Origin of the sequence: Halomonas sp. Mc5H-6 (assembly GCF_024124705.1) — a bacterium.
Lineage (GTDB): Bacteria > Pseudomonadota > Gammaproteobacteria > Pseudomonadales > Halomonadaceae > Vreelandella > Vreelandella subterranea.
Genome location: NZ_JAMXSI010000007.1, coordinates 157,654 through 175,868, shown reverse-complemented (window position 1 = coordinate 175,868; position 18,215 = coordinate 157,654). Strand labels below are relative to the sequence as shown.

The window sequence follows — 18,215 nt, the reverse complement described above, 5'->3', positions numbered from 1 at the left end:
CTTTTTAGTTCTGTAGAACTTCGTTACAGGTGGCGACTGAATGACCTTGTGTCTTTCATTGGGGAGACGCCAGTATTGGCGTCTCCCGACCACGTTAGATCACGTTCAGTAGCGATCCTATTCAGCCGTTGCCAATAAGCTCGCGTTGCCGCCCGCTGCGGTGGTGTCGATGCACAGATGGCGTTCCACCACGTAGCGTTCCGGCGAAATGGTCTGGGTCTCGAGCTGGATGACGGCGCCGTCGCGCTTGGCCAGCGCAATGCGCAGTTCGCGGGTCCAGTCGCTGTTGCCCGCGGCGGCGACCGCCGCAATACCTTTGACATCACTCAATGTCTCGGCCGAGACGCTTCCGTCTAGCCCCGCGACTGGCGCACCGGCATCGATCAGCGGCTTCACTGCCTGTTCGGCGCCTGGCGCGACCACGACGGCCGCACAGCCAGTGCCAAGAGCCTGTGCGGCCTGAGCAACGGCAACATCCAGGGTTGGCCCCAGGCACAGAACCATGCCCTTGGGATACATCGCCAGACGGTTGCTTTCACCTGTCGGCCCCGGCAGTGTCTGCGGGGTCATATCCAGCGCTGCTGTCTCATTGAGCGCCTTGCGGATCACACCGCCTTTGCCGGAGAGCGCCTTGCGCAGTACCTCGATGCGATTGGGGCGTACCGCCCAGTTGCGCGCATCCAACCCGTCGATGGCGGATTGGAGATCGTCCAGTGATACGGTTTTTTCGTGTGGCGCCTCAGTGCGTTCGGCGTCTGCGGTGCGGCGGAAGCGAGTGACGTAGAGCGGGCCACCGGCCTTGGGTCCAGTGCCTGAGAGGCCCTCGCCGCCGAACGGCTGGGAGCCAACAATGGCACCGATCTGGTTACGGTTGACGTAGACGTTGCCGACATGAATGCGCTCGACGATCTGCTGTACGCGGTCATCGATACGGGTATGCAGGCCGAAGGTCAGCCCGTAGCCCTTGCCGTTGATGTCGTCGACCACCATGTCGATATCCCGCGCCTTGAAGGTGGCCACGTGCAACACCGGGCCAAAGATTTCACGCTCGAGATCCTCGATGCCGCCAACGTCGATCACCGCCGGGGTAACGAAGGTGCCGGTCTCCGGCACTGAAAGCTTCTTCAGCACCTTGCCAGCCTTCTCCTGCGCCGCTACATAATCGCTGATTTCCTGTTGGGCATCGGCATCAATCACCGGCGATACGTCGGTATCGGTATTCCAGGGGTCGCCGATGGTGAGCGCGTCCATGGCACCGTAGAGCATGTTGAGCAACCGGTCACGGGCTTCTTCCTGGACATACAGCATGCGCAGCGCGGAACAGCGCTGGCCGGCCGACTGGAAGGAGGAGATCAGAATATCGCGCACCGCTTGCTCGGTGAGCGCCGTGGAGTCGACGATCATGGAGTTGAGTCCGCCGGTTTCGGCGATCAGTACGGCATCAGGCCCCGCGTTCTCGGCCAGCGCCTTGTGGATGATCTGTGCCACCGGGGTCGAGCCGGTAAAGCAGACACCGGCAATACGCGGATCGCTGGTCAACGGGCCACCTACCGTCGGGCCATCGCCCGGGAGTAGTTGCAGCGCCGCTTCGGGCAAACCGGCTTCGCGCATCAACTCAACGGCACGGGCCGCGATCAGAGGCGTCTGCTCGGCGGGCTTGGCGAGTACCGCGTTGCCAGCCACCAGTGCGGCCGCGATCTGCCCGGTGGTGATGGCCAGGGGGAAGTTCCACGGACTGATGCAGACGAAGATACCGCGGGCGCTGCCGGGCTCTTCCGCTTCCAGCCGCTCGCCTTCGTTGGCGTAGTAGCGTAGGAAATCCACTGCCTCACGCACTTCGGCGATACCATCGAACATCATCTTGCCCGCTTCGCGGGTGGTGATCACGGTCAGTTCGGCGATGTGTTCTTCGTAGAGGTCGGCGGTGCGGCGCAGTACCGCGGCGCGTTCTGCCACAGGGCGCGCCGACCACTCTTTGAAGCCTTCCTCGGCGGCGTCGAGGGCAGTGGCGACCTCTTCCGGGGTGGCTTCATGCACCTTACCGATTACCCGAGAGCCGTCGGCGGGGGAGACCGCATCACGTGCCGGGCCCTTGGGAGTCGGGTTGCCTGCCAGCATCGGGCCTGCCGTCCAGGTGGCGTCGGCAAATGCTTCGCGGGCATTGAGTAGCGGCAAAATTGAAGCGGGTTCGTTGATGCGGTAGCCCTTGGAGTTCTTGCGCTCAGGCTCGAACAGCTCGCTGGGCTGGCGGATCAAGGGGCTTGAAACGTCATTGCCGAGCTGCTTAAAGCCTTCAATGGGATCCTTCGAGACCTCGCTGGGCGGAATCGAGCTATCCACTACCTGGTTGACGAACGAGGAGTTGGCGCCGTTTTCCAGCAGGCGGCGAACCAGATAGGCCAGCAGGTCGCGGTGCGCACCAACCGGGGCGTAGATGCGACAGTGCGTGCCCTCTGTCTCTTTAACGATGTGGTGCAGCGATTCGCCCATGCCATGCAGGCGCTGGAACTCGTAGCTGTCCTTGTCGTCGCCCGCCATTTCTACGACGGCAGCGCAGGTGTGGGCGTTGTGGGTCGCGAACTGAGGGTAGATGCGGTCGCGCCGGTCGAGCAGCATTTGCGCGCAGGCCATGTAGCTGACATCGGTGTTGACCTTGCGGGTGAAGACCGGGAAGGTCTTGACGCCCATCTCCTGGGATAGCTTGATCTCGGTATCCCAGTAGGCGCCTTTCACCAGGCGTACCATGATCTTGCGGTCATACCGCTCGGCGAGTTCGTAGAGCGTCTCGATCATCGGCGCGGCGCGGCGCCCGTAGGCTTGCACGACCACCCCAAAACCATCCCAACCGTCCAGGCTGGGGTCAGCCATTAGCGCCTCGATCACGTCGAGGGAGAGATCCAGCCGATCCTGCTCTTCGGCATCGATATTGAAACCGATATTGGCCTTGGCTGCCTGCTGCACCAACTCTTTGGCGCGAGGCAGCAGTTCTGCCATTACCGTTTCACGGTGGGTGTATTCATAGCGGGGATGCAGCGCCGAGAGCTTTACCGAAATGCCGGGGCTGCCGCGGACATCACCCTTGGCCTGCTCGGCGATGGCGGAAATCGCCTTGGCATACGCTTGGTGATAGCGGACGGCATCTTCGTCGGTGCGCGCCGCTTCGCCCAGCATATCGTAGGAATAGGTATAGCCCTGCTTCTCGAGCTCACGGGCATTCTTCATGCCTTCTTCGATGGTCTGGCCGAGCACGAACTGACGGCCGAGAATCTTCATCGACTGGCCAACTGCCTTGCGAACCACCGGCTCGCCCATGCGGCGAACCAGGCCCCGCAGCGCCCGTGTGGGGCCCTTGGGGTCCTCTTCCAGGACCTTGCCGGTCAACAGTAGTGCCCAGGTCGAGGCATTGACCATTGAAGACGAAGACTTGCCCAGGTGGGCGCCCCAGTCGGAGGGTTCGATCTTGTCGTGGATCAGGTCGTCGATGGTTTCTGCATCGGGCACGCGCAGTAGCGCTTCTGCCAGACACATCAGGCCAACGCCCTCGGTGGTCGAGAGCCCGTACTCGGCCAGGAATGCCTCCATCATCGAGGGCGACCTTTCCTTGCGCACACGCTCTACGTACTTGGCACCAACGGCGGCGACCTGCTTGCGGTCATCCTCCGACAGCTTGATACGCTCGACAAGCCCGTGCAGTACATCTGCTTCATTGGCGTCGTAATTCTTGCGAATGCGTGAGCGCAGGTCACTCACGTCGCTATGCAGATGAGGGTTGGCTTCGTTCATAGGGATCTCTCCTTGCTAGCCGACACGTAACGTTACTGCGTCGGTTAGGGTTTAGTCGGTCTTTTGGCAGCAAACACAAAAGATCAAACCAACAGAGGGCTCCTGGGGGAGCCCTCCTGATACGTTGAATGTATCCTGCGCGCTCTTGCTAGCGGGTAATGTGCTGATACTCGCCGGCATCGGCCGTGGCGCTGCTTACCACCAGGATGGCAAGGAAGGCTGCGATGAAGCCGGGAATGATCTCGTAAATGCCCGGGCCACCCATGAAGGAAGCGTTCCAGCCCAGGGCAATCCAGATCATGACGGTGGCGGCACCCACGACCATGCCAGCAATGGCGCCATTGCCGTTGGTACGCGACCACATCAGCGACAGGATGATCAGCGGGCCGAAGGCGGCGCCGAAGCCTGCCCAGGCGTTACTGACCAATCCAAGTACCTGTGAGTCTGGATCCGACGCAATCACGGCTGCTATCAAGCCCACCAGGACGACGCTCACACGGCCCACGTTCACGCACTCCTTGTCCGTGGCTTCTTTACGCAGGAAGAGGCGATAGAAGTCCTCGGTCAGCGAAGAAGACGCTACCAGTAGCTGGCTGGAAATGGTGCTCATGACCGCCGCCAGCAGCGCTGCATACAGGAAGCCGGTGATCAGCGGGTGGAACAGCAACTCCGCCAGGATAATGAAGATGGTTTCCGGGTCTTCGACATCCATGCCGTTGCGGACCGCATAGGCGCGGCCAAAAATACCCAGCGACACCGCGCCGATCAGCGAGATGGCCATCCAGCTCATGCCGATGTTGCGGGCAATTGGTACATCCTTGAGCGTGCGGATTGCCATGAAGCGCACGATGATGTGTGGCTGGCCAAAGTACCCAAGCCCCCAGGTCACCGCAGACAGCCAGCCGATAAAGGTCAATCCTTCCGTCCACGACAGCAGCGTGGGGTCGACCTCATTGAGGGTCTGTGATGCCTGGCCGAAGCCGCCGCCGCCTTCACCAAAGAGGACAACCGCCGGCATGATCACCAGGGCCAGCATCATGATGCAGCCTTGCACGAAGTCCGTCATGCTCACCGCCAGAAAGCCACCGACCACGGTGTAAACCAGCACGACGCCGAGGGTGATCAGCACGCCCGCACCATAGTCGCTCATGCCGCCAATGTTCACGACCCCCGCAAAGGCGCTTTCGAACAGCTTGCCGCCGGCTACCAGGCCCGATGCGGTGTAGACCGCAAAGAAGATGACGATCACGATGGCAGACACCGTGCGCAGGGAAAGCGACCGTGTCGGAAAGCGATTTGCCAGGAAAGCCGGAATGGTGATCGCATTGCCATAGTGAACCGTCTGTTCACGCAGGCGCGGAGCGACCAGAATCCAGTTGAATAATGCCCCGACGAGCAGGCCAATACCGATCCAGGCCGATCCGAGGCCAGAAGCGAACATCGCACCGGGCAAGCCCAGCAGCAACCAGCCACTCATGTCCGACGCGCCAGCTGACAAGGCGGCCACTTTGGGGCTGAGGTTACGGCCACCCAGCATGTAATCTTCCGAGGAAGAGGTGGCTTTGCGCATCGCATAAATGCCAATGGCAATCATGAGCGCAAAGTAGGCAATGAGACTGATCCAAACACCAATAGCCATGTAACTTCTCCAATAATTCTTCGGGACGGCGTTAATTCCGCCCGGTTTGTGCGGTTACCGGGAAGGGCCCGGTAGTCATCCGCATTATTTTTATTAACCCGTTTTTCATTCACGCTACGGGGCTTAACGAACGCCCGCAATAGACAGTGTCAGAAAGGTTGATGGCACCTTTATCAGCAATGATCCCAGTATTATTTTCGACCATAAGAGAGTTCCCTGTTCATGAGTTTTGGTTTGTCGATGATGAGCTGCTTACTCATCGCCCTGCGCCGAAAGCGGCGCGTTTCCGCCCATTAAAGCGGTAATAATGGTAACAGGACGTAAAACCTGAGCTAACGCTCGAATGTAGAGCGGAGTGGCTGTCGGTGTATGCCATTTCCACGGGAAAATATGTCAAATTCGAGGTAAGTCGATCACTTATAAGACGTTAGTTTAGTTTGACAGGCTCTGCCAGGGGATTATATGGACGGCTAGTCAACGGGGTGGAGAGTCTGCGGGATTGACGAAGCTGGCGGGGAGAGAGCCCATAGCCACGGCGAAACGCATGCGATAGCGCACTCTGGTTGGCAAAACCGGTTTGCAGCGCAATATCGGTCAACGACAATTGGCTCTGTACCACAAGCTGATGGGCCGCATGGAGTCGCTGACGCTTAACGTATTGCCAGGGCGAGAGCCCTGTCTGTTGACGGAAACGTTCCGAAAAATGTGCCTCGCTCAGGCACACCAGTTTCGCCAGGTCGGCGACACGCAGATTGTCGGCCATATGCTGTTGAATATAACGGTCAAGGTGGCGAATATCGAGACGCGAGGGTGGGTCAGAGACATTGCCCAGGCGCCCCTTGAGAGCCCCCAGAAAAGTGGCAGCCAGTCGGTCATGTTGAAAGGGCGGCAGGCCAGGGGAGTCGGTCTGGCCAAGCTCACATTCCATGAAGGCCAGGTAGTGGCGCAGCGAGGCATCCAGAGCAAAAAAACGCGGCGCATCGAACAGGGCGACCAGCTCGCGCTGCTCACCGGTAAGCGCCGGTGCATCTTCTGGCAGGTCCAGAATCAGCTGTCGGTTATAGCCACTGCCCGAGTAGTAGTGCTCATGATTCGCGGGCACGATACAGCCCGAAAACGCATTGACACGGCCGCCCAGCCCCTCGATCTCAAACTCCGACGCACCGCATAGAGTGATAACGATTTGGTGAAAATCATGAGCGTGGTGACGCGTAGCGCTTTCCAGAGGAATTCGGCGAATCGTGCTGGGCATAGGAATCTCCGTCGCCACCTGCGTTAATGTGCATGGAGTTCGGTGTGGGCCGCCAAATGGTCACGCAGGGCTTTCAGCTCCGCTTGACCTTCTGCGTTAAGCAGAGGCTTTCCCTGAGCCAGCTGCCAGCGCCTACCATGTTGGTCCATCAAGTGGGATGCCCGCCTCCGCACCCCCTCCAGGTACTCGTCATGCCGGATGGGGTAGCCGATCAGGGCGTTCCATTCCGTCTCGCTCACCTGGCTGGCCAGCGCTTTGTCAAAAAGTGCCAGCAGATCTTTCGGCTCGGTGCGGTACCTTGGCGTGCGTGAGGTCAGCAACACGGCGACGACACTGCCAATCACCAGAAAACACACCCCGAATACCAAAAGATAAAGTGCCATGCAGTACTCCCTTGGGGGTTGAGTGCGAAATGTCGATACAGACCATTATACCGTTCACATTTTTTGAAACGAAAATTTTGCAGATTGCCGAACTTTTTCAGAAAAGCGTGTCTGAGTAAGTACAGACAACGTAGTGATAGCAGTCGCTAATGGTGTTGTCTCGCTATTGTTTTGATCCCTTGCTTCCGCTGCTCCATGAGCAGCGGTTTTTTTTGCCTGACGTTCATGACGTCACGGCGGCCTGCTTTCGCAATGTTTGGCGACAGCCTCCTTAGTGGCGGCGAATGGTTAGCAAGGCGACAAGGATATCCCGCCGTGTGACAATCCCAACCAGGCGGCGTTGTTCAACCACCGGATATATTTTGGGCTTTGCGCCCAGCATTTCCTGAGCCAGATCGGTAATGCTTTTCACCGGAGTAACGCTGAGCACTTCGTTGCGCATCAATTCTCTAACCAGGGGGGCCTCGTCGTCATGATACACGCTGTCGAGAACGCGGCCCAACACATCCTGTTCCGAGATAAAGCCGATCAGATTGTCATGCCGGTCGACCACCGGCGCCCCTGGCAGTCGGTGCAGTGCGAGCCCCTGGGCCAACGTGGTGATCGACATTTCCGGCGAAACACGATAGCAATCGCGAGACATGATATCGCGTACTGTGTGAGGCGTGGGTTTTGACATTGTGGTTCTCCTTTTGCGTGAGCATGGCGAACGTTTAGTTAACCGTCACTCCATTCACTTTAGAAGATTTACATACAGATGCGATGATCATCCCGCTGGAGCATTCAACGCTTTAAAAGCGCTTGTAAAGGGCCGGGGGCGTCGCAATTGTTATTCTTATCTGGTCGAATAACCCAAGGGGCTGGCCGCAACAGACCCCAATGACTTGGCGTGAGGAAACATTATGGACGCACGTGAATATTTGAATCGCAAAGGGGTGCCGCTGGACCGTGATGCCGACCGCCCCAACACGCTGGAAGAGAAATCCTGGGAGCGTGCGCGTGAAGCCGGGCATCAACCCCCCAAGGTGGGAACACCCCACGATTGGGAAGAGTGGGAGCGCTATCACGATGATCTGGCGCACGACGCTGACGCTCTGACGCAAAAAATCGACAAGGAAGCACACCGCAAGACGAAGGTTAACGAGTCCACCAAGGCTGAAGCGACGCCCGCTGTTGATAAAAGCGTTGAATATTACACCCCTGAAAAACCGTCTGTTAACGAATCGGCGACGCAGCCACCGCCGCTGAGAGACATGCCTTCATCGGTGAAGGCCGCGTACTATGCATTGGCTGTGCTATTCCCGCCATTGGCGGTAGCGCTGACGGATGGGGGCGCGCGACGCGTCGCCATTACGACCTTACTGACGCTATGCGTCTGGCTACCTGGAGTCGTTTTTGCTTTTGTCTGGCTTCGCCGACAATAAGGCGCGCCAATTCCCAGGCAGGTCAACATTCAAGCGATGTTTTTGCCTACCAGCCATTGGCATTGACGAAACGCTACGTATAATCCATGTCAACTTTTATAATGTCTGGGGTTTACAATGGCGTATCTCGTCGGTGTCACCGCGCTGTGGGCGTTCTCTTTCTCGCTGATTGGCGTTTATCTGGCGGGCCAGGTGGACAGCTATTTTGCGGTCCTCCTCCGGGTAGGGCTTGCCGCCCTGGTGTTCTTGCCGTTCCTGCGGCCGAGCCTGTTAAAAGGCAAGCAGCGTTTGGCGCTGATGGCGCTGGGCGCCATTCAGCTTGGCATTATGTACACCTTCTTCTATCAGTCATTTATATTGCTGTCGGTGCCCGAAGTTCTACTGTTCACTATCTTCACGCCCATTTATATCGCACTGCTGGATGACCTGCTGTTTGGGCGGTTTACGCCGATCTACCTGTTAAGCGCTGGCTTGGCTGTGCTGGGCGCGGCGGTTATCCGCTACGATGGGGTGGATAGTGGTTTTTGGGCAGGCTTTTTAGTCGTTCAGGGGGCCAATCTGTGTTTTGCCATTGGCCAGGTAGGCTACCGGCGTCTAGCGGCTGACCTGCCCGCAGACTTGCCCTGGCACAATGTATTTGGCTGGTTTTTTATCGGCGCCATGGTGATTGCGCTGCCGGTCTTCCTGCTGTTCGGTAATAGCGCCGCCTTGCCAACAACCGGTGTGCAGTGGGGCGTGTTGGCCTGGCTTGGACTGGTCGCTTCGGGCGTGGGGTATTTTGCCTGGAACCAGGGGGCTATCCGGGTCGATGCAGGTACGCTTGCGGTCATGAACAACGCGCTGGTACCCGCAGGGCTGGCCGTCAACCTGTTGATCTGGAACCGTGAGGCCGATGTGGCTCGGCTGCTGCTCGGCGCGGGCATTATGGCGGCGTCCCTTTGGTTGAATCATTGGTGGCTGCAACGTCAGCAGGCACACCCTGCCTAGGGCCGGTTGACGTTTCACTCACGTAAGTCCATTTGCCCGCGCTGCCTGCTCTGGCCATAATGGACTGATATTACTTGAGTCGACCCACGACCCATCATGTTCAGGAAGCTGCTGTGCCATCGAATACACCCAAGGAGTCAGGGCGGCCATTTAGTACCATCGGGCTAATTGGCCGCCTGGGCAGCGATAAAGTCGTCGACTCGCTGCAGCGCTTAGTCAATTACCTGGTTGAGCATCGCTACCGCGTACTGGTCGAAGATCGCACCGCAACGGTGATCCCCCACCATGGTCAGCCCGAGGCCAGTCGTCGAGCCCTGGGGGAGATGTGTGACCTGGTGATTGTGGTCGGTGGTGATGGCAGCCTGTTAGGCGCGGCCCGAACTCTTTGCCATAGCGGGACGCTGATTTTAGGCGTTAATCGAGGTCGCTTGGGCTTTCTGACCGACATCTCGCCGGATGAGCTGGAAAGCCGCGTTAGCGAAGTGCTGGCCGGTGAGTTCGAACGCGAGGAACGCTTTCTGCTGGATATGGCGCTATATCGCAACGGTGTCATGGTGGGGTCGGGTGAAGCGCTCAATGAAGTCGTCGTCCATCCTGGCAAAGCGGTGCGCATGATCGAGTTCGAACTGTTCATTGATGGCCAGTTCGTTTACAGCCAGCGAAGCGACGGGCTGATTATCGCCACGCCCACGGGCTCTACGGCTTACGCCTTATCCGGCGGTGGACCGATCATGCACCCCAAGCTGGATGTGATTACTCTGGTGCCGATGTTCCCGCATACGCTTTCAAGCCGCCCCATTGTCATCGATGCGGCCAGCGAGATCCGCCTGCACATCGGTGAGACCAACCTGTCCTACCCCCACGTCAGCTGCGATGGGCAAACACGCTCGGTCGCCAAACCGGATGATGTGGTGGTCATTACGCGCAAGCCAGAACGCGTCCAACTGGTGCATCCCATTGGGCATAATTTCTACGAGGTGCTGCGCAGCAAACTCGGCTGGAGCAACCGGTTGGGAGACTGAAGATGGCCCACCAAATCGCCACCAAGTCGGTGTTTGAAGGCTACGATCTGATTGGGGATGTGCACGGGTGCGGGGCCACGCTCGCGGCGCTCCTCGAAAAGCTCGGCTATCGCCAGCGCAGTGGTGTCTATCGCCATCCGCGCCGCCGGGTGATCTTTCTTGGTGATCTTATCGACCGGGGGCCGCGCATCCGGCTTGCTGTGACGATCGCCCGGCGTATGGTCGAGTCGGGCGAGGCCCAGATTGTCATGGGCAACCATGAATATAACGCCTTGGCGTATACCCACCCGGCACCGCCGAATAGCCAACAGCGCTGGTTACGCGAGCACACACCGCGTCACAACCGGATTATTCAGGATACGCTGGAACAGTACCGCGACCACACCAATGAATGGGAAGACACGCTGGCGTGGTTTAAAACGCTGCCGTTGTTTCTCGAGCAGGATGGCTTGCGGGTGGTCCATGCCTGCTGGGACCACCAGCTGATTGCGCAATTCAAGCAGGATTACCCGGATGGCTGCCTGGATGACGATTTTCTGGTCGCGTCTACCGATCCATCGACCCAGGCATTTCAGATTCTGGATCGCCTGACGCGGGGCAGTCATCTACCGCTTCCCGACAATGTTGCCATTCATTCGGGTGATGGGTTTACGCGGCGCAGTTTCCGCACTCATTTCTGGGCAGCATCGCCGCAGTGCTGGGGCGATGTCGCCTTCCAGCCTGATAACTTACCCGGCGATCTAGAGCAGCGACCGCTCAGCCAAAAAGAACGCGAGACACTAAGTTATTATGGCCCTGACGAGCCGCCCTTGTTTGTCGGCCATTACTGGTGTGAAGGCATTCCTGCGTTGCCCACGGCGAACATTGCCTGTCTTGATTACAGTGCGGTGAAGTATGGCCGTCTGGTTGCCTATCGCTGGAATGGGGAACAAAACTTGAATGCCGATCAGTTTGTCTGGATTCGGGTTGCTAGAGAAGAGCAGAGTGTTTTAAACACCGTGCAGGATGACGATGATTGATCCGAATTGTTAATGTTACATTAATTTACATAATTTTTGCAAAACATATGAACTAACGTTGTCGCTGCTCGTCAGAATAGGTGTTCCCTTGAATGATCCCTTGCTATTTACCCGGCGGCCCCCTCCGCCGGTTTTTTTTGTGGAAATAATAACCACTGTCTTGTCACGCCCCGGCGTGTTCTATCAAATGGTTGCCAAGCTTGGCGTTTGTATGAAAAGCCTATGTCGTTACCATGAAGGAAGCCTATGCACCCCGTAATGCGTTTACCCCCTGAAGCGGATACCCAGGCACTTCGCAAAGCGCTTTGGCGTTATCGCATAGGGCACCGGATTACCGCTGAAGGCGATGCCCTGGTGCTCTGGGTCGCCGATCCAGATCAGCGTGAAGCACTTCTCGCGCTGGTAGCCCGCTGGCAGAAGGGCGAGCCCCTTGAATTAGCTGAGCAGGTCTCAAAGGCGGATTCCCCGGGGGTGTTCCCAACGCTAAAGCAGTTGCCGGTTACCGTGGCCATGGTGGTAGTGAGCCTGGTTGTGTTTGTATTGTTGGGTCAGTTCTACGGGCAAATTATGTCTGTCCTAAGCATTATTCCTACAACTTTTATAGGTAGGGATCTAGTTTCCTTCGGGTCACTGACGGAGACGCTAACCAGCGGCCAGATATGGCGTCTGCTGTCGCCAGCTTTTTTGCATTTTGGCTGGATGCACCTGATCTTCAACCTGATGTGGGTCTGGTATTTCGGGCGTCAGGTCGAAGCATTTCAGGGCGGACGGACGCTGCTCCTGCTACTGGTCGTCGCAGGGGTACTGGCGAACCTGGCGCAGTACGCGGCTGGCACCGTGCTGTTCGGTGGCATGTCGGGTGTCGTTTATGCCTTGCTGGGGCATGTGTGGCTGATGTCGCGTCGGGTGCCGGGAAGCGGCTTTTTTGTACCGCAAATGCTCGTCGTGTTCATGCTGGGCTGGATGGTCTTTACCATGACCGACATGGCCGGACTGGTAGGCTTTGGCAATGTTGCCAACGAGGCGCATCTTGGCGGGCTGATCGTCGGCCTGGTTACAGGCTGGTATTATAGTGCGCGGCGTTTACGGTCTTAACTGAGGAGTTTGGCATGAGCGATATGACCTTCGATAAAATGATCAACCAGATGACCCCGGCGATCTATGAGAGCCTCAAGCAGGCCGTATCGCTGCGCAAGTGGCCCGATGGTCGCTACCTCACTGCCGAGCAGACCGAATTGTGTCTTGAAGCCGTGATGCGCTATGAGGTGGAAAACAACGTGCCCGAAGCGAACCGCGTCGGGTATCTGGAACAGCGCACCTGCGGTGCTGGCGCCACGGGGCAGGGCGTTTCACCGGAAATGGTCGGCCTTGCCAAGGATGCGTCGCGTGACTGATGGCTTAGTGCAGGGCTGCTTGCGGAAAATGGCGGTGGAACCGGGTTCGACCCAGGCGCAACCCGTCAGCTATCAGCTGCGCGCGGGTGAGCATCGTATTGATTTGAACGCACGGTTGGGATCGCCGTTAAAGCTGAGTTGGAGCGGCGCTATCGCCTGCACCCATTGCGGTCGTGCAACCAAAAAAAGCTTTGCCCAGGGCTACTGCTACCCCTGCTTCAAGCGCCTGGCCCAGTGCGATACCTGCATCATGAAGCCGGAAACGTGCCATTACTATCAGGGTACCTGCCGCGACCCCGCATGGGCGGAGCAGCATTGCTTTCAGCCGCATATTGTTTACCTGGCCAACTCGTCGGGGTTGAAAGTAGGGATTACCCGTAAAACGCAAATGCCCACCCGCTGGTTGGACCAGGGGGCGATACAGGCCTTGCCGATTATCGAGGTCGATACCCGCCAGCAATCAGGCTTTGTGGAGATGCTGTTCAAGGAGCATGTTGGTGACCGCACCAACTGGCGGGCCATGCTCAAAGGCGAGGTGGCGGAGCTTGATCTGAAAGCCGAACGCGATCGCCTGATGGCCGCAACCGCCAGCGGCCTTGGGCAACTGAAAAGCGAACACGGGGAGGACGCCATTCGCGAGCTGGATGGTCAACACCATGCCTTTCACTATCCAGTTGCGGCCTTCCCGCGCAAAATCGTGTCGCATAACTTTGATAAGCAGCCCGAAGTCAGCGGCATTTTGCAAGGCATCAAAGGCCAATACTTGATGCTGGATACCGGCGTGATCAATCTGCGTAAGTTTACCGGTTACGAGGTAAGCGTTGCTTAATACCGCTTAGGCGTTACCGTAGCCCAGTGCCTTTTGCAGGTACTGGGCGTGACTTGCCACCCAGTGTGGGTCAATCGCCCCCCAATCGCGTATCTGATAGCGGCCGATGTTGTGCCGCTCGCCTTCATCCTTTTCGAACACACATTCGATATCCAATTCGGCAAGCGAGGTAATGGTGTCTTGCGCGGTGCGCCTTGGCATGCCTGTCGCCTCGATCAAGGCGGGGACGCTGGCAGCGCCCTGGTCAATCAGGTACGCCACATAAAGGCGGCGGTAAAAGCTCGATTTGGTTTTGCTTAACGGCGCGGGCATGGCGCATCCTTTTATGGGGGTCGACAGTAACGCCGCCCAGTCTAATAGAATAAATCCCCTTGCGCGCGCGGCGGGCGGAAATCGCGGGTATTCAATCCCTGCTCGGTGCGGGACTGCAATTTCCACTGGCGACTGGCACGATTGAACCGCTGGCCAATCATTTCGGCAAACACCCCTTCACCGCGGAAACGCTTGCCAAAGCGGGCGTCGTAATCCTTTCCGCCGCGGCACTGGCGAATCAAGCTCATCACTTTGGCTGCCCGTTCAGGGTAGTGGGCTTCCAGCCATGCCTCGAACAGTGGCGCCACTTCATGGGGCAGTCGCAACAGCATCCAGGTGGCGGTGCGCGCCCCCGCTCGGCTGGCGGCTTCAAGAATCCGCTCGATCTCATGGTCGGTCAGCCCAGGGATGATCGGCGAAACCAGGGTGCCCACAGGAATCCCCGCCGTATTCAGCTCGCGGATGACTTTCAGGCGGGCTTGAGGCGACGCCGTGCGCGGCTCGAGGGTGCGTTTCAGGTTGGCATCCAGGCTGGTAAGGCTGATAAACACTCGCACCAGGCGGTGTTCGGCCATTTCCGAAAGTAGCTCCAGGTCTCTCAGTATCAGGCTGCTTTTGGTCACGATGGTGACCGGATGCCGACATTCCAATAACAACTCAAGCAAGCGGCGGGTGGTTTGGTGTTTTGCCTCAAGTGGCTGGTAACAGTCGGTATTGCCGGAAAGGTTAATCGGACGGCATACGTAATTAGGGTGGCACAGCTCGTCGGTTAACCGCTCCACCAAACCGCTGCGGGCAATCAGCCTGGTTTCAAAATCCAGCCCTGGCGATAAATCCCAGTAGGCATGGGAGGGGCGGGCATAGCAGTAAACGCAGCCGTGCTCACAGCCGCGATAAGGATTCAGTGAGCGATCAAACGGCAAATCCGGCGAGGTGTTCCACGACAGGGCGCTTTTACTCACCTCTTCGCGTACCTCGGTGGCGATGGAGGTGGATGCTTCCTCCCGCCACCAGCCATCGTCTTCCGCAACGCTTTGGGTGGGCGCAAAGCGGTTATGCGGGTCGTACGTCGCTCCACGCCCTTTGCGTACAGAGGAGCCGCCATCAGCGTAATGAAAAGACGTCATCTGCCACCCCCGTTAATATATGGTTATATATACAGTATATGGCGTTTGTAAAAAGACGCAAGGCGAGGGAAAAGGGCTTAAGTGCTAAATTTTTACTTCTTCAATCACCAAACCCATCACCGAGGGCAGGTGGCCACCTTAATTCTCTCAAGCCGGTGTGGATATTGGCGTTACCGCTCTGCTGGCGATGATTCCGGATGAGATGGAAAAATGATGGTTATTTTGTCTCTTTCAGGATACGGTGCTATTCTATCTTCAGGGTGCCATTCAAGGAGGGGGCATGCCAGAGATTGATGCTCTGCTCGGGCTTTCATTTTGTATGTATTTTTTTGATAACAAGCAGCACAAGCTTCCTCACCTGCACGTCAAATATGGTGGCTATGAACTGATAATCGCAATTGAGTCAGGTGAGTGCTTGGAGGGATATCTGCCCAATAAGCATCGTAAGCGGGCAGAAAACCACATTGCTGAGCATCGGGAGCAGCTAATGCATATGTGGCAGAAAGCAGTCAATGGTGAAAACCCAGGCAAATTAGGTGACATATGTTAAAAATCATTGATGTGGACTTGGTTGGGTCATATACGCTTGAACTGGTTTTTAGCGATGGTTTTCATGGCGTTGCTGATCTATCAGGCTATTTTAGCAAGGCTCCTTTTTCAGGGATTAAAGACTTCCAAAAGTTCTCACTAACCGCGGCTGGGTCGCTCAACTGGGGTGGCAATGAGCTTTCTGCGAGCACCCTGCGTGCAGTGACAAAAGGCGTGCAGAAAACAGCAGCCACTCACTTCAATGTGCAGGAAATGGAAGACGTTATTAAGCAAGCCTCATGGGACTCTATGCAGGAAGGGCGTCCCGACATTTTACAGGCTGCTATTCGTTCCTACGTGGAGCAGTTCGGGCATAGCCAGGTCATTGCCAAAGCAGGTATCAAAAGCCGTACCAGCGCCTATCGTTCTCTAAAGCCACAAACCACCCCCAATTTCGCCACCTTGGTTCAACTGGGGCATGCGGTCATCGAATTAGCAAAAGAGAATGTCAGTGAGCGTTCTACAGCACAGCGATAAAACCAGGAAGTTAAATCAGATATTCTAAGAAGAGTAAGTACGCAGGTGGTGGAAGATAAGCCATGAATTGAGCTCAAAGCTGACTGGCCAAAGATCCGGCGGCAGGTAGAGATTGAATAGCGTCGCTACGACCAAGCCAGTCGTCCAATAGCAACAAAAACGCCTTGGCTCTCTAAAGCCAAGGCGTTTCGCGTTATCCAGTACGTGACTCGCTAGCGCTTAGCGCTTTTTCCGCGTGGTTTTTTTATCGTCGTTGGCTTTTGTGGCGCTGTCTTCACTTCTCCCATTGCCGGGGAAGTGCCCGCGCAGCAGCTCCAGCAGTCCCTGGGTCGAGGCGTCGAAGTCGGCGGCGTTGGTGTCGATGCGCTCGCTGATTTCACCGGCGATGCGCTTGCCGAGCTGAACACCCCACTGGTCGAAGGAGTTGATGTTCCAGATAACGCCTTGCACGAACACCTTGTGTTCGTAGAGCGCGATCAGGGCACCCAGGTTTTTCGGCGTCAGCTCGTCCAGCAGCAGGGTGCTGGACGGGCGGTTGCCAGGGCAGCTGTAGGGATCGTGCTGGCTAAGCTCCTTGCTGTCTCCCTGGCTGCCTTCCATAAAGGCGTTGGCCTGGGCGAGCATGTTGGTGAGCAGCGCGAAGTGGTGGTCTTCGACACCCGGCTCGGGCTTGAGTGAGGCGATAAAGTCGATCGGTACGTAGCGTGTGCCCTGATGCAGCAGTTGGAAGAAAGCGTGCTGACCGTTGGAGCCGGTCTGGCCCCAGACAATCGGGCCGGTCTTGTAATTCACCGGGTGGCCGAAGATATCCACCGACTTGCCGTTGGACTCCATATCCAACTGCTGGAGAAACGAAGGCAACTGGTGCAGGGCCTGGTCGTAGGGCACGATGGCCTGGGTTTCCGCACCAATGAAATTGATATACCAGATGCCAATCAGCGCCATCAGTACCGGCATGTTCTCGGAGAAGGGCGCTTCAATGAAGTGATTATCCATCTCGTGAGCGCCTTCCAGCAGCTCGATGAAGCCCTCAAAGCCAATCGAGAGCGCAATCGGCAGGCCAATGGATGACCACATGGAGTAGCGCCCGCCGACCCAGGCCCAGAACTCGAACACGTTCTCTTCACGAATGCCGAATTCCATCGCGGCCTTGCGATTGGTGGAGGCAGCGATAAAGTGCGCGCCCACATCGGCGTCTTCACCTGCGTTCTCCAGGAACCAGCGCCGCGCCGTCTTGGCGTTGAGCAGGGTTTCCTGGGTAGAGAAGGTCTTGGTTGAGACGATAAACAGCGTGGTGGCCGGGTCGAGACGCGAAAGCACCTTCTGGATATGGGTGCCGTCCACGTTGGAAACGAAGTGGAAATGCAGCTCCGGGTGGCGGTACTTCAATAGCGCACGGACGGCCATGTTGGGGCCCAGGTCCGACCCGCCGATGCCAATGTTGACCACGTCCTTGATGCGTTTGCCGCTATAGCCTTTCCACTCACCGCTACGCACCGCCTCGGAAAACTGCTTGATCTGCTCGCGGGTGCGGGTGATCTCGGGCATTACATCCTTGCCATCGACAAACACCGGCTCGTCGCCCAGGTGGCGCAGCGCAGTGTGAAGTACCGGGCGGTCTTCGGTGACGTTGATGATATCGCCCGAGAACATCTGCGCTCGGCGCTGCACCAGGGCGGAGTGGTCGGCCAGCTCGATCAGCTTGGCCTTGACCTCGTCGGATACGTGGTGCTTCGAGTAGTCGAGGAAAAGGCCGCCCACCCGCAGGCTCATTTTTTCAAAGCGCTGCGGGTCATTGGTGAAGTAGTCACGAATGCGGTCGTTAGCGGTTTTGTCGCGCAGGCGTTCGAGTGCCTGCCACGTCACACTGCGGGTTAACTGAAACATAGCGGTGTCCGTTGTTGTAGATCGGCGAGTTGTCTTGATGTTATGTGTGTAAAAATACTACATAAAACGCGCACTGTGGCAAACCACCGTAA

At 57.4% G+C, this 18,215-nt stretch carries 17 protein-coding genes and 1 pseudogene; 10 read left to right on the top strand and 8 right to left on the bottom strand.

The window, feature by feature from the left end; translation table 11 throughout:
- Positions 1 to 117 precede the first annotated feature (117 nt).
- The 5 genes from putA to NH395_RS11925 form a co-directional block, all read right to left on the bottom strand.
- Entirely contained in the window at positions 118 to 3,783 is a 3,666-nt protein-coding gene (putA, locus tag NH395_RS11945) for a bifunctional proline dehydrogenase/L-glutamate gamma-semialdehyde dehydrogenase PutA (protein WP_199285111.1), read from the bottom strand.
- Between the two features lie 148 nt (positions 3,784 to 3,931).
- Positions 3,932 to 5,422, bottom strand: coding sequence for a sodium/proline symporter PutP (gene putP, locus NH395_RS11940; RefSeq protein WP_066317345.1), 1,491 nt, complete (start codon positions 5,420 to 5,422; stop codon positions 3,932 to 3,934).
- Positions 5,423 to 5,849: 427 nt separating this feature from the next.
- On the bottom strand, positions 5,850 to 6,674 hold the full coding sequence (locus tag NH395_RS11935) for an AraC family transcriptional regulator (RefSeq protein ID WP_199285112.1): 825 nt from the start codon (positions 6,672 to 6,674) through the stop codon (positions 5,850 to 5,852).
- A gap of 23 nt (positions 6,675 to 6,697) precedes the next feature.
- Positions 6,698 to 7,057: a hypothetical protein gene (locus tag NH395_RS11930; RefSeq protein WP_066317341.1), complete on the bottom strand. Its 360-nt coding sequence runs from the start codon at positions 7,055 to 7,057 to the stop codon at positions 6,698 to 6,700.
- A gap of 271 nt (positions 7,058 to 7,328) precedes the next feature.
- Positions 7,329 to 7,736 (bottom strand): CBS domain-containing protein, encoded by a 408-nt coding sequence (locus tag NH395_RS11925; protein ID WP_066317336.1) that lies wholly within the window; start codon positions 7,734 to 7,736, stop codon positions 7,329 to 7,331.
- 223 nt (positions 7,737 to 7,959) lie between these two features.
- Here NH395_RS11925 and NH395_RS11920 point away from each other — a divergent pair, with 223 nt between their 5' ends.
- From NH395_RS11920 to NH395_RS11890, 7 genes are all read left to right on the top strand, one after another.
- Entirely contained in the window at positions 7,960 to 8,481 is a 522-nt protein-coding gene (locus NH395_RS11920) for a YqaE/Pmp3 family membrane protein (protein ID WP_199285113.1), read from the top strand.
- A gap of 117 nt (positions 8,482 to 8,598) precedes the next feature.
- Positions 8,599 to 9,468, top strand: coding sequence for a carboxylate/amino acid/amine transporter (locus tag NH395_RS11915; RefSeq protein WP_199285114.1), 870 nt, complete (start codon positions 8,599 to 8,601; stop codon positions 9,466 to 9,468).
- Positions 9,469 to 9,581: 113 nt separating this feature from the next.
- The gene (locus NH395_RS11910) at positions 9,582 to 10,490 is read left to right on the top strand and encodes an NAD(+) kinase (RefSeq protein WP_066317328.1); all 909 of its coding nucleotides are present in this window, start codon (positions 9,582 to 9,584) and stop codon (positions 10,488 to 10,490) included.
- A gap of 2 nt (positions 10,491 to 10,492) precedes the next feature.
- Entirely contained in the window at positions 10,493 to 11,509 is a 1,017-nt protein-coding gene (locus tag NH395_RS11905; RefSeq protein ID WP_066317325.1) for a metallophosphoesterase, read from the top strand.
- Between the two features lie 246 nt (positions 11,510 to 11,755).
- Positions 11,756 to 12,604, top strand: a complete 849-nt coding sequence (locus tag NH395_RS11900) for a rhomboid family intramembrane serine protease (RefSeq protein WP_199285115.1) — start codon at positions 11,756 to 11,758, stop codon at positions 12,602 to 12,604.
- Between the two features lie 14 nt (positions 12,605 to 12,618).
- Positions 12,619 to 12,903: a DUF1315 family protein gene (locus tag NH395_RS11895; RefSeq protein ID WP_199285116.1), complete on the top strand. Its 285-nt coding sequence runs from the start codon at positions 12,619 to 12,621 to the stop codon at positions 12,901 to 12,903.
- Positions 12,904 to 12,931: 28 nt separating this feature from the next.
- A complete protein-coding gene (locus tag NH395_RS11890) occupies positions 12,932 to 13,732 on the top strand; it encodes a DUF2797 domain-containing protein (protein WP_199285431.1) in 801 nt (266 codons plus the stop codon).
- Between the two features lie 6 nt (positions 13,733 to 13,738).
- Here NH395_RS11890 and NH395_RS11885 read toward each other — a convergent pair whose 3' ends face one another.
- Both NH395_RS11885 and NH395_RS11880 read right to left on the bottom strand, forming a co-directional pair.
- On the bottom strand, positions 13,739 to 14,044 hold the full coding sequence (locus NH395_RS11885; RefSeq protein WP_066317317.1) for a winged helix-turn-helix domain-containing protein: 306 nt from the start codon (positions 14,042 to 14,044) through the stop codon (positions 13,739 to 13,741).
- 41 nt (positions 14,045 to 14,085) lie between these two features.
- Positions 14,086 to 15,171 carry a PA0069 family radical SAM protein gene (locus NH395_RS11880; protein ID WP_199285117.1) on the bottom strand — a complete coding sequence of 362 codons (1,086 nt, stop codon included), beginning with the start codon at positions 15,169 to 15,171 and terminating at the stop codon, positions 14,086 to 14,088.
- Between the two features lie 93 nt (positions 15,172 to 15,264).
- Between NH395_RS11880 and NH395_RS11875 the strand changes: the two are divergent.
- From NH395_RS11875 to NH395_RS11865, 3 genes and pseudogenes are all read left to right on the top strand, one after another.
- A pseudogene (locus tag NH395_RS11875) lies at positions 15,265 to 15,385 on the top strand (DinB family protein); the annotation flags it as partial.
- A gap of 66 nt (positions 15,386 to 15,451) precedes the next feature.
- On the top strand, positions 15,452 to 15,721 hold the full coding sequence (locus NH395_RS11870) for a DUF4160 domain-containing protein (RefSeq protein WP_066317314.1): 270 nt from the start codon (positions 15,452 to 15,454) through the stop codon (positions 15,719 to 15,721).
- A complete protein-coding gene (locus NH395_RS11865; RefSeq protein WP_066317313.1) occupies positions 15,715 to 16,236 on the top strand; it encodes a DUF2442 domain-containing protein in 522 nt (173 codons plus the stop codon). Before NH395_RS11870 ends, NH395_RS11865 begins: the two co-directional genes overlap by 7 nt.
- A 219-nt stretch (positions 16,237 to 16,455) precedes the next feature.
- On the opposite strand, the gene pgi is transcribed toward NH395_RS11865, so the two are convergent.
- Positions 16,456 to 18,123, bottom strand: a complete 1,668-nt coding sequence (gene pgi / locus NH395_RS11860; RefSeq protein ID WP_199285118.1) for a glucose-6-phosphate isomerase — start codon at positions 18,121 to 18,123, stop codon at positions 16,456 to 16,458.
- Positions 18,124 to 18,215 lie beyond the last annotated feature (92 nt).

Excerpts from the sequence above, each read along its gene's own strand:
- putA (WP_199285111.1), bottom strand. The coding sequence starts at position 3,783 with ATGAACGAAGCCAACCCTCATCTGCATAGCGACGTGAGTGACCTGCGC.
- putP (WP_066317345.1), bottom strand. The coding sequence starts at position 5,422 with ATGGCTATTGGTGTTTGGATCAGTCTCATTGCCTACTTTGCGCTCATG.
- NH395_RS11935 (WP_199285112.1), bottom strand. The coding sequence starts at position 6,674 with ATGCCCAGCACGATTCGCCGAATTCCTCTGGAAAGCGCTACGCGTCAC.
- NH395_RS11930 (WP_066317341.1), bottom strand. The coding sequence starts at position 7,057 with ATGGCACTTTATCTTTTGGTATTCGGGGTGTGTTTTCTGGTGATTGGC.
- NH395_RS11925 (WP_066317336.1), bottom strand. The coding sequence starts at position 7,736 with ATGTCAAAACCCACGCCTCACACAGTACGCGATATCATGTCTCGCGAT.
- NH395_RS11920 (WP_199285113.1), top strand. The coding sequence starts at position 7,960 with ATGGACGCACGTGAATATTTGAATCGCAAAGGGGTGCCGCTGGACCGT.
- NH395_RS11915 (WP_199285114.1), top strand. The coding sequence starts at position 8,599 with ATGGCGTATCTCGTCGGTGTCACCGCGCTGTGGGCGTTCTCTTTCTCG.
- NH395_RS11905 (WP_066317325.1), top strand. The coding sequence starts at position 10,493 with ATGGCCCACCAAATCGCCACCAAGTCGGTGTTTGAAGGCTACGATCTG.
- NH395_RS11900 (WP_199285115.1), top strand. The coding sequence starts at position 11,756 with ATGCACCCCGTAATGCGTTTACCCCCTGAAGCGGATACCCAGGCACTT.
- NH395_RS11895 (WP_199285116.1), top strand. The coding sequence starts at position 12,619 with ATGAGCGATATGACCTTCGATAAAATGATCAACCAGATGACCCCGGCG.
- NH395_RS11890 (WP_199285431.1), top strand. The coding sequence starts at position 12,932 with ATGGCGGTGGAACCGGGTTCGACCCAGGCGCAACCCGTCAGCTATCAG.
- NH395_RS11885 (WP_066317317.1), bottom strand. The coding sequence starts at position 14,044 with ATGCCCGCGCCGTTAAGCAAAACCAAATCGAGCTTTTACCGCCGCCTT.
- NH395_RS11880 (WP_199285117.1), bottom strand. The coding sequence starts at position 15,171 with ATGACGTCTTTTCATTACGCTGATGGCGGCTCCTCTGTACGCAAAGGG.
- NH395_RS11870 (WP_066317314.1), top strand. The coding sequence starts at position 15,452 with ATGCCAGAGATTGATGCTCTGCTCGGGCTTTCATTTTGTATGTATTTT.
- NH395_RS11865 (WP_066317313.1), top strand. The coding sequence starts at position 15,715 with ATGTTAAAAATCATTGATGTGGACTTGGTTGGGTCATATACGCTTGAA.
- pgi (WP_199285118.1), bottom strand. The coding sequence starts at position 18,123 with ATGTTTCAGTTAACCCGCAGTGTGACGTGGCAGGCACTCGAACGCCTG.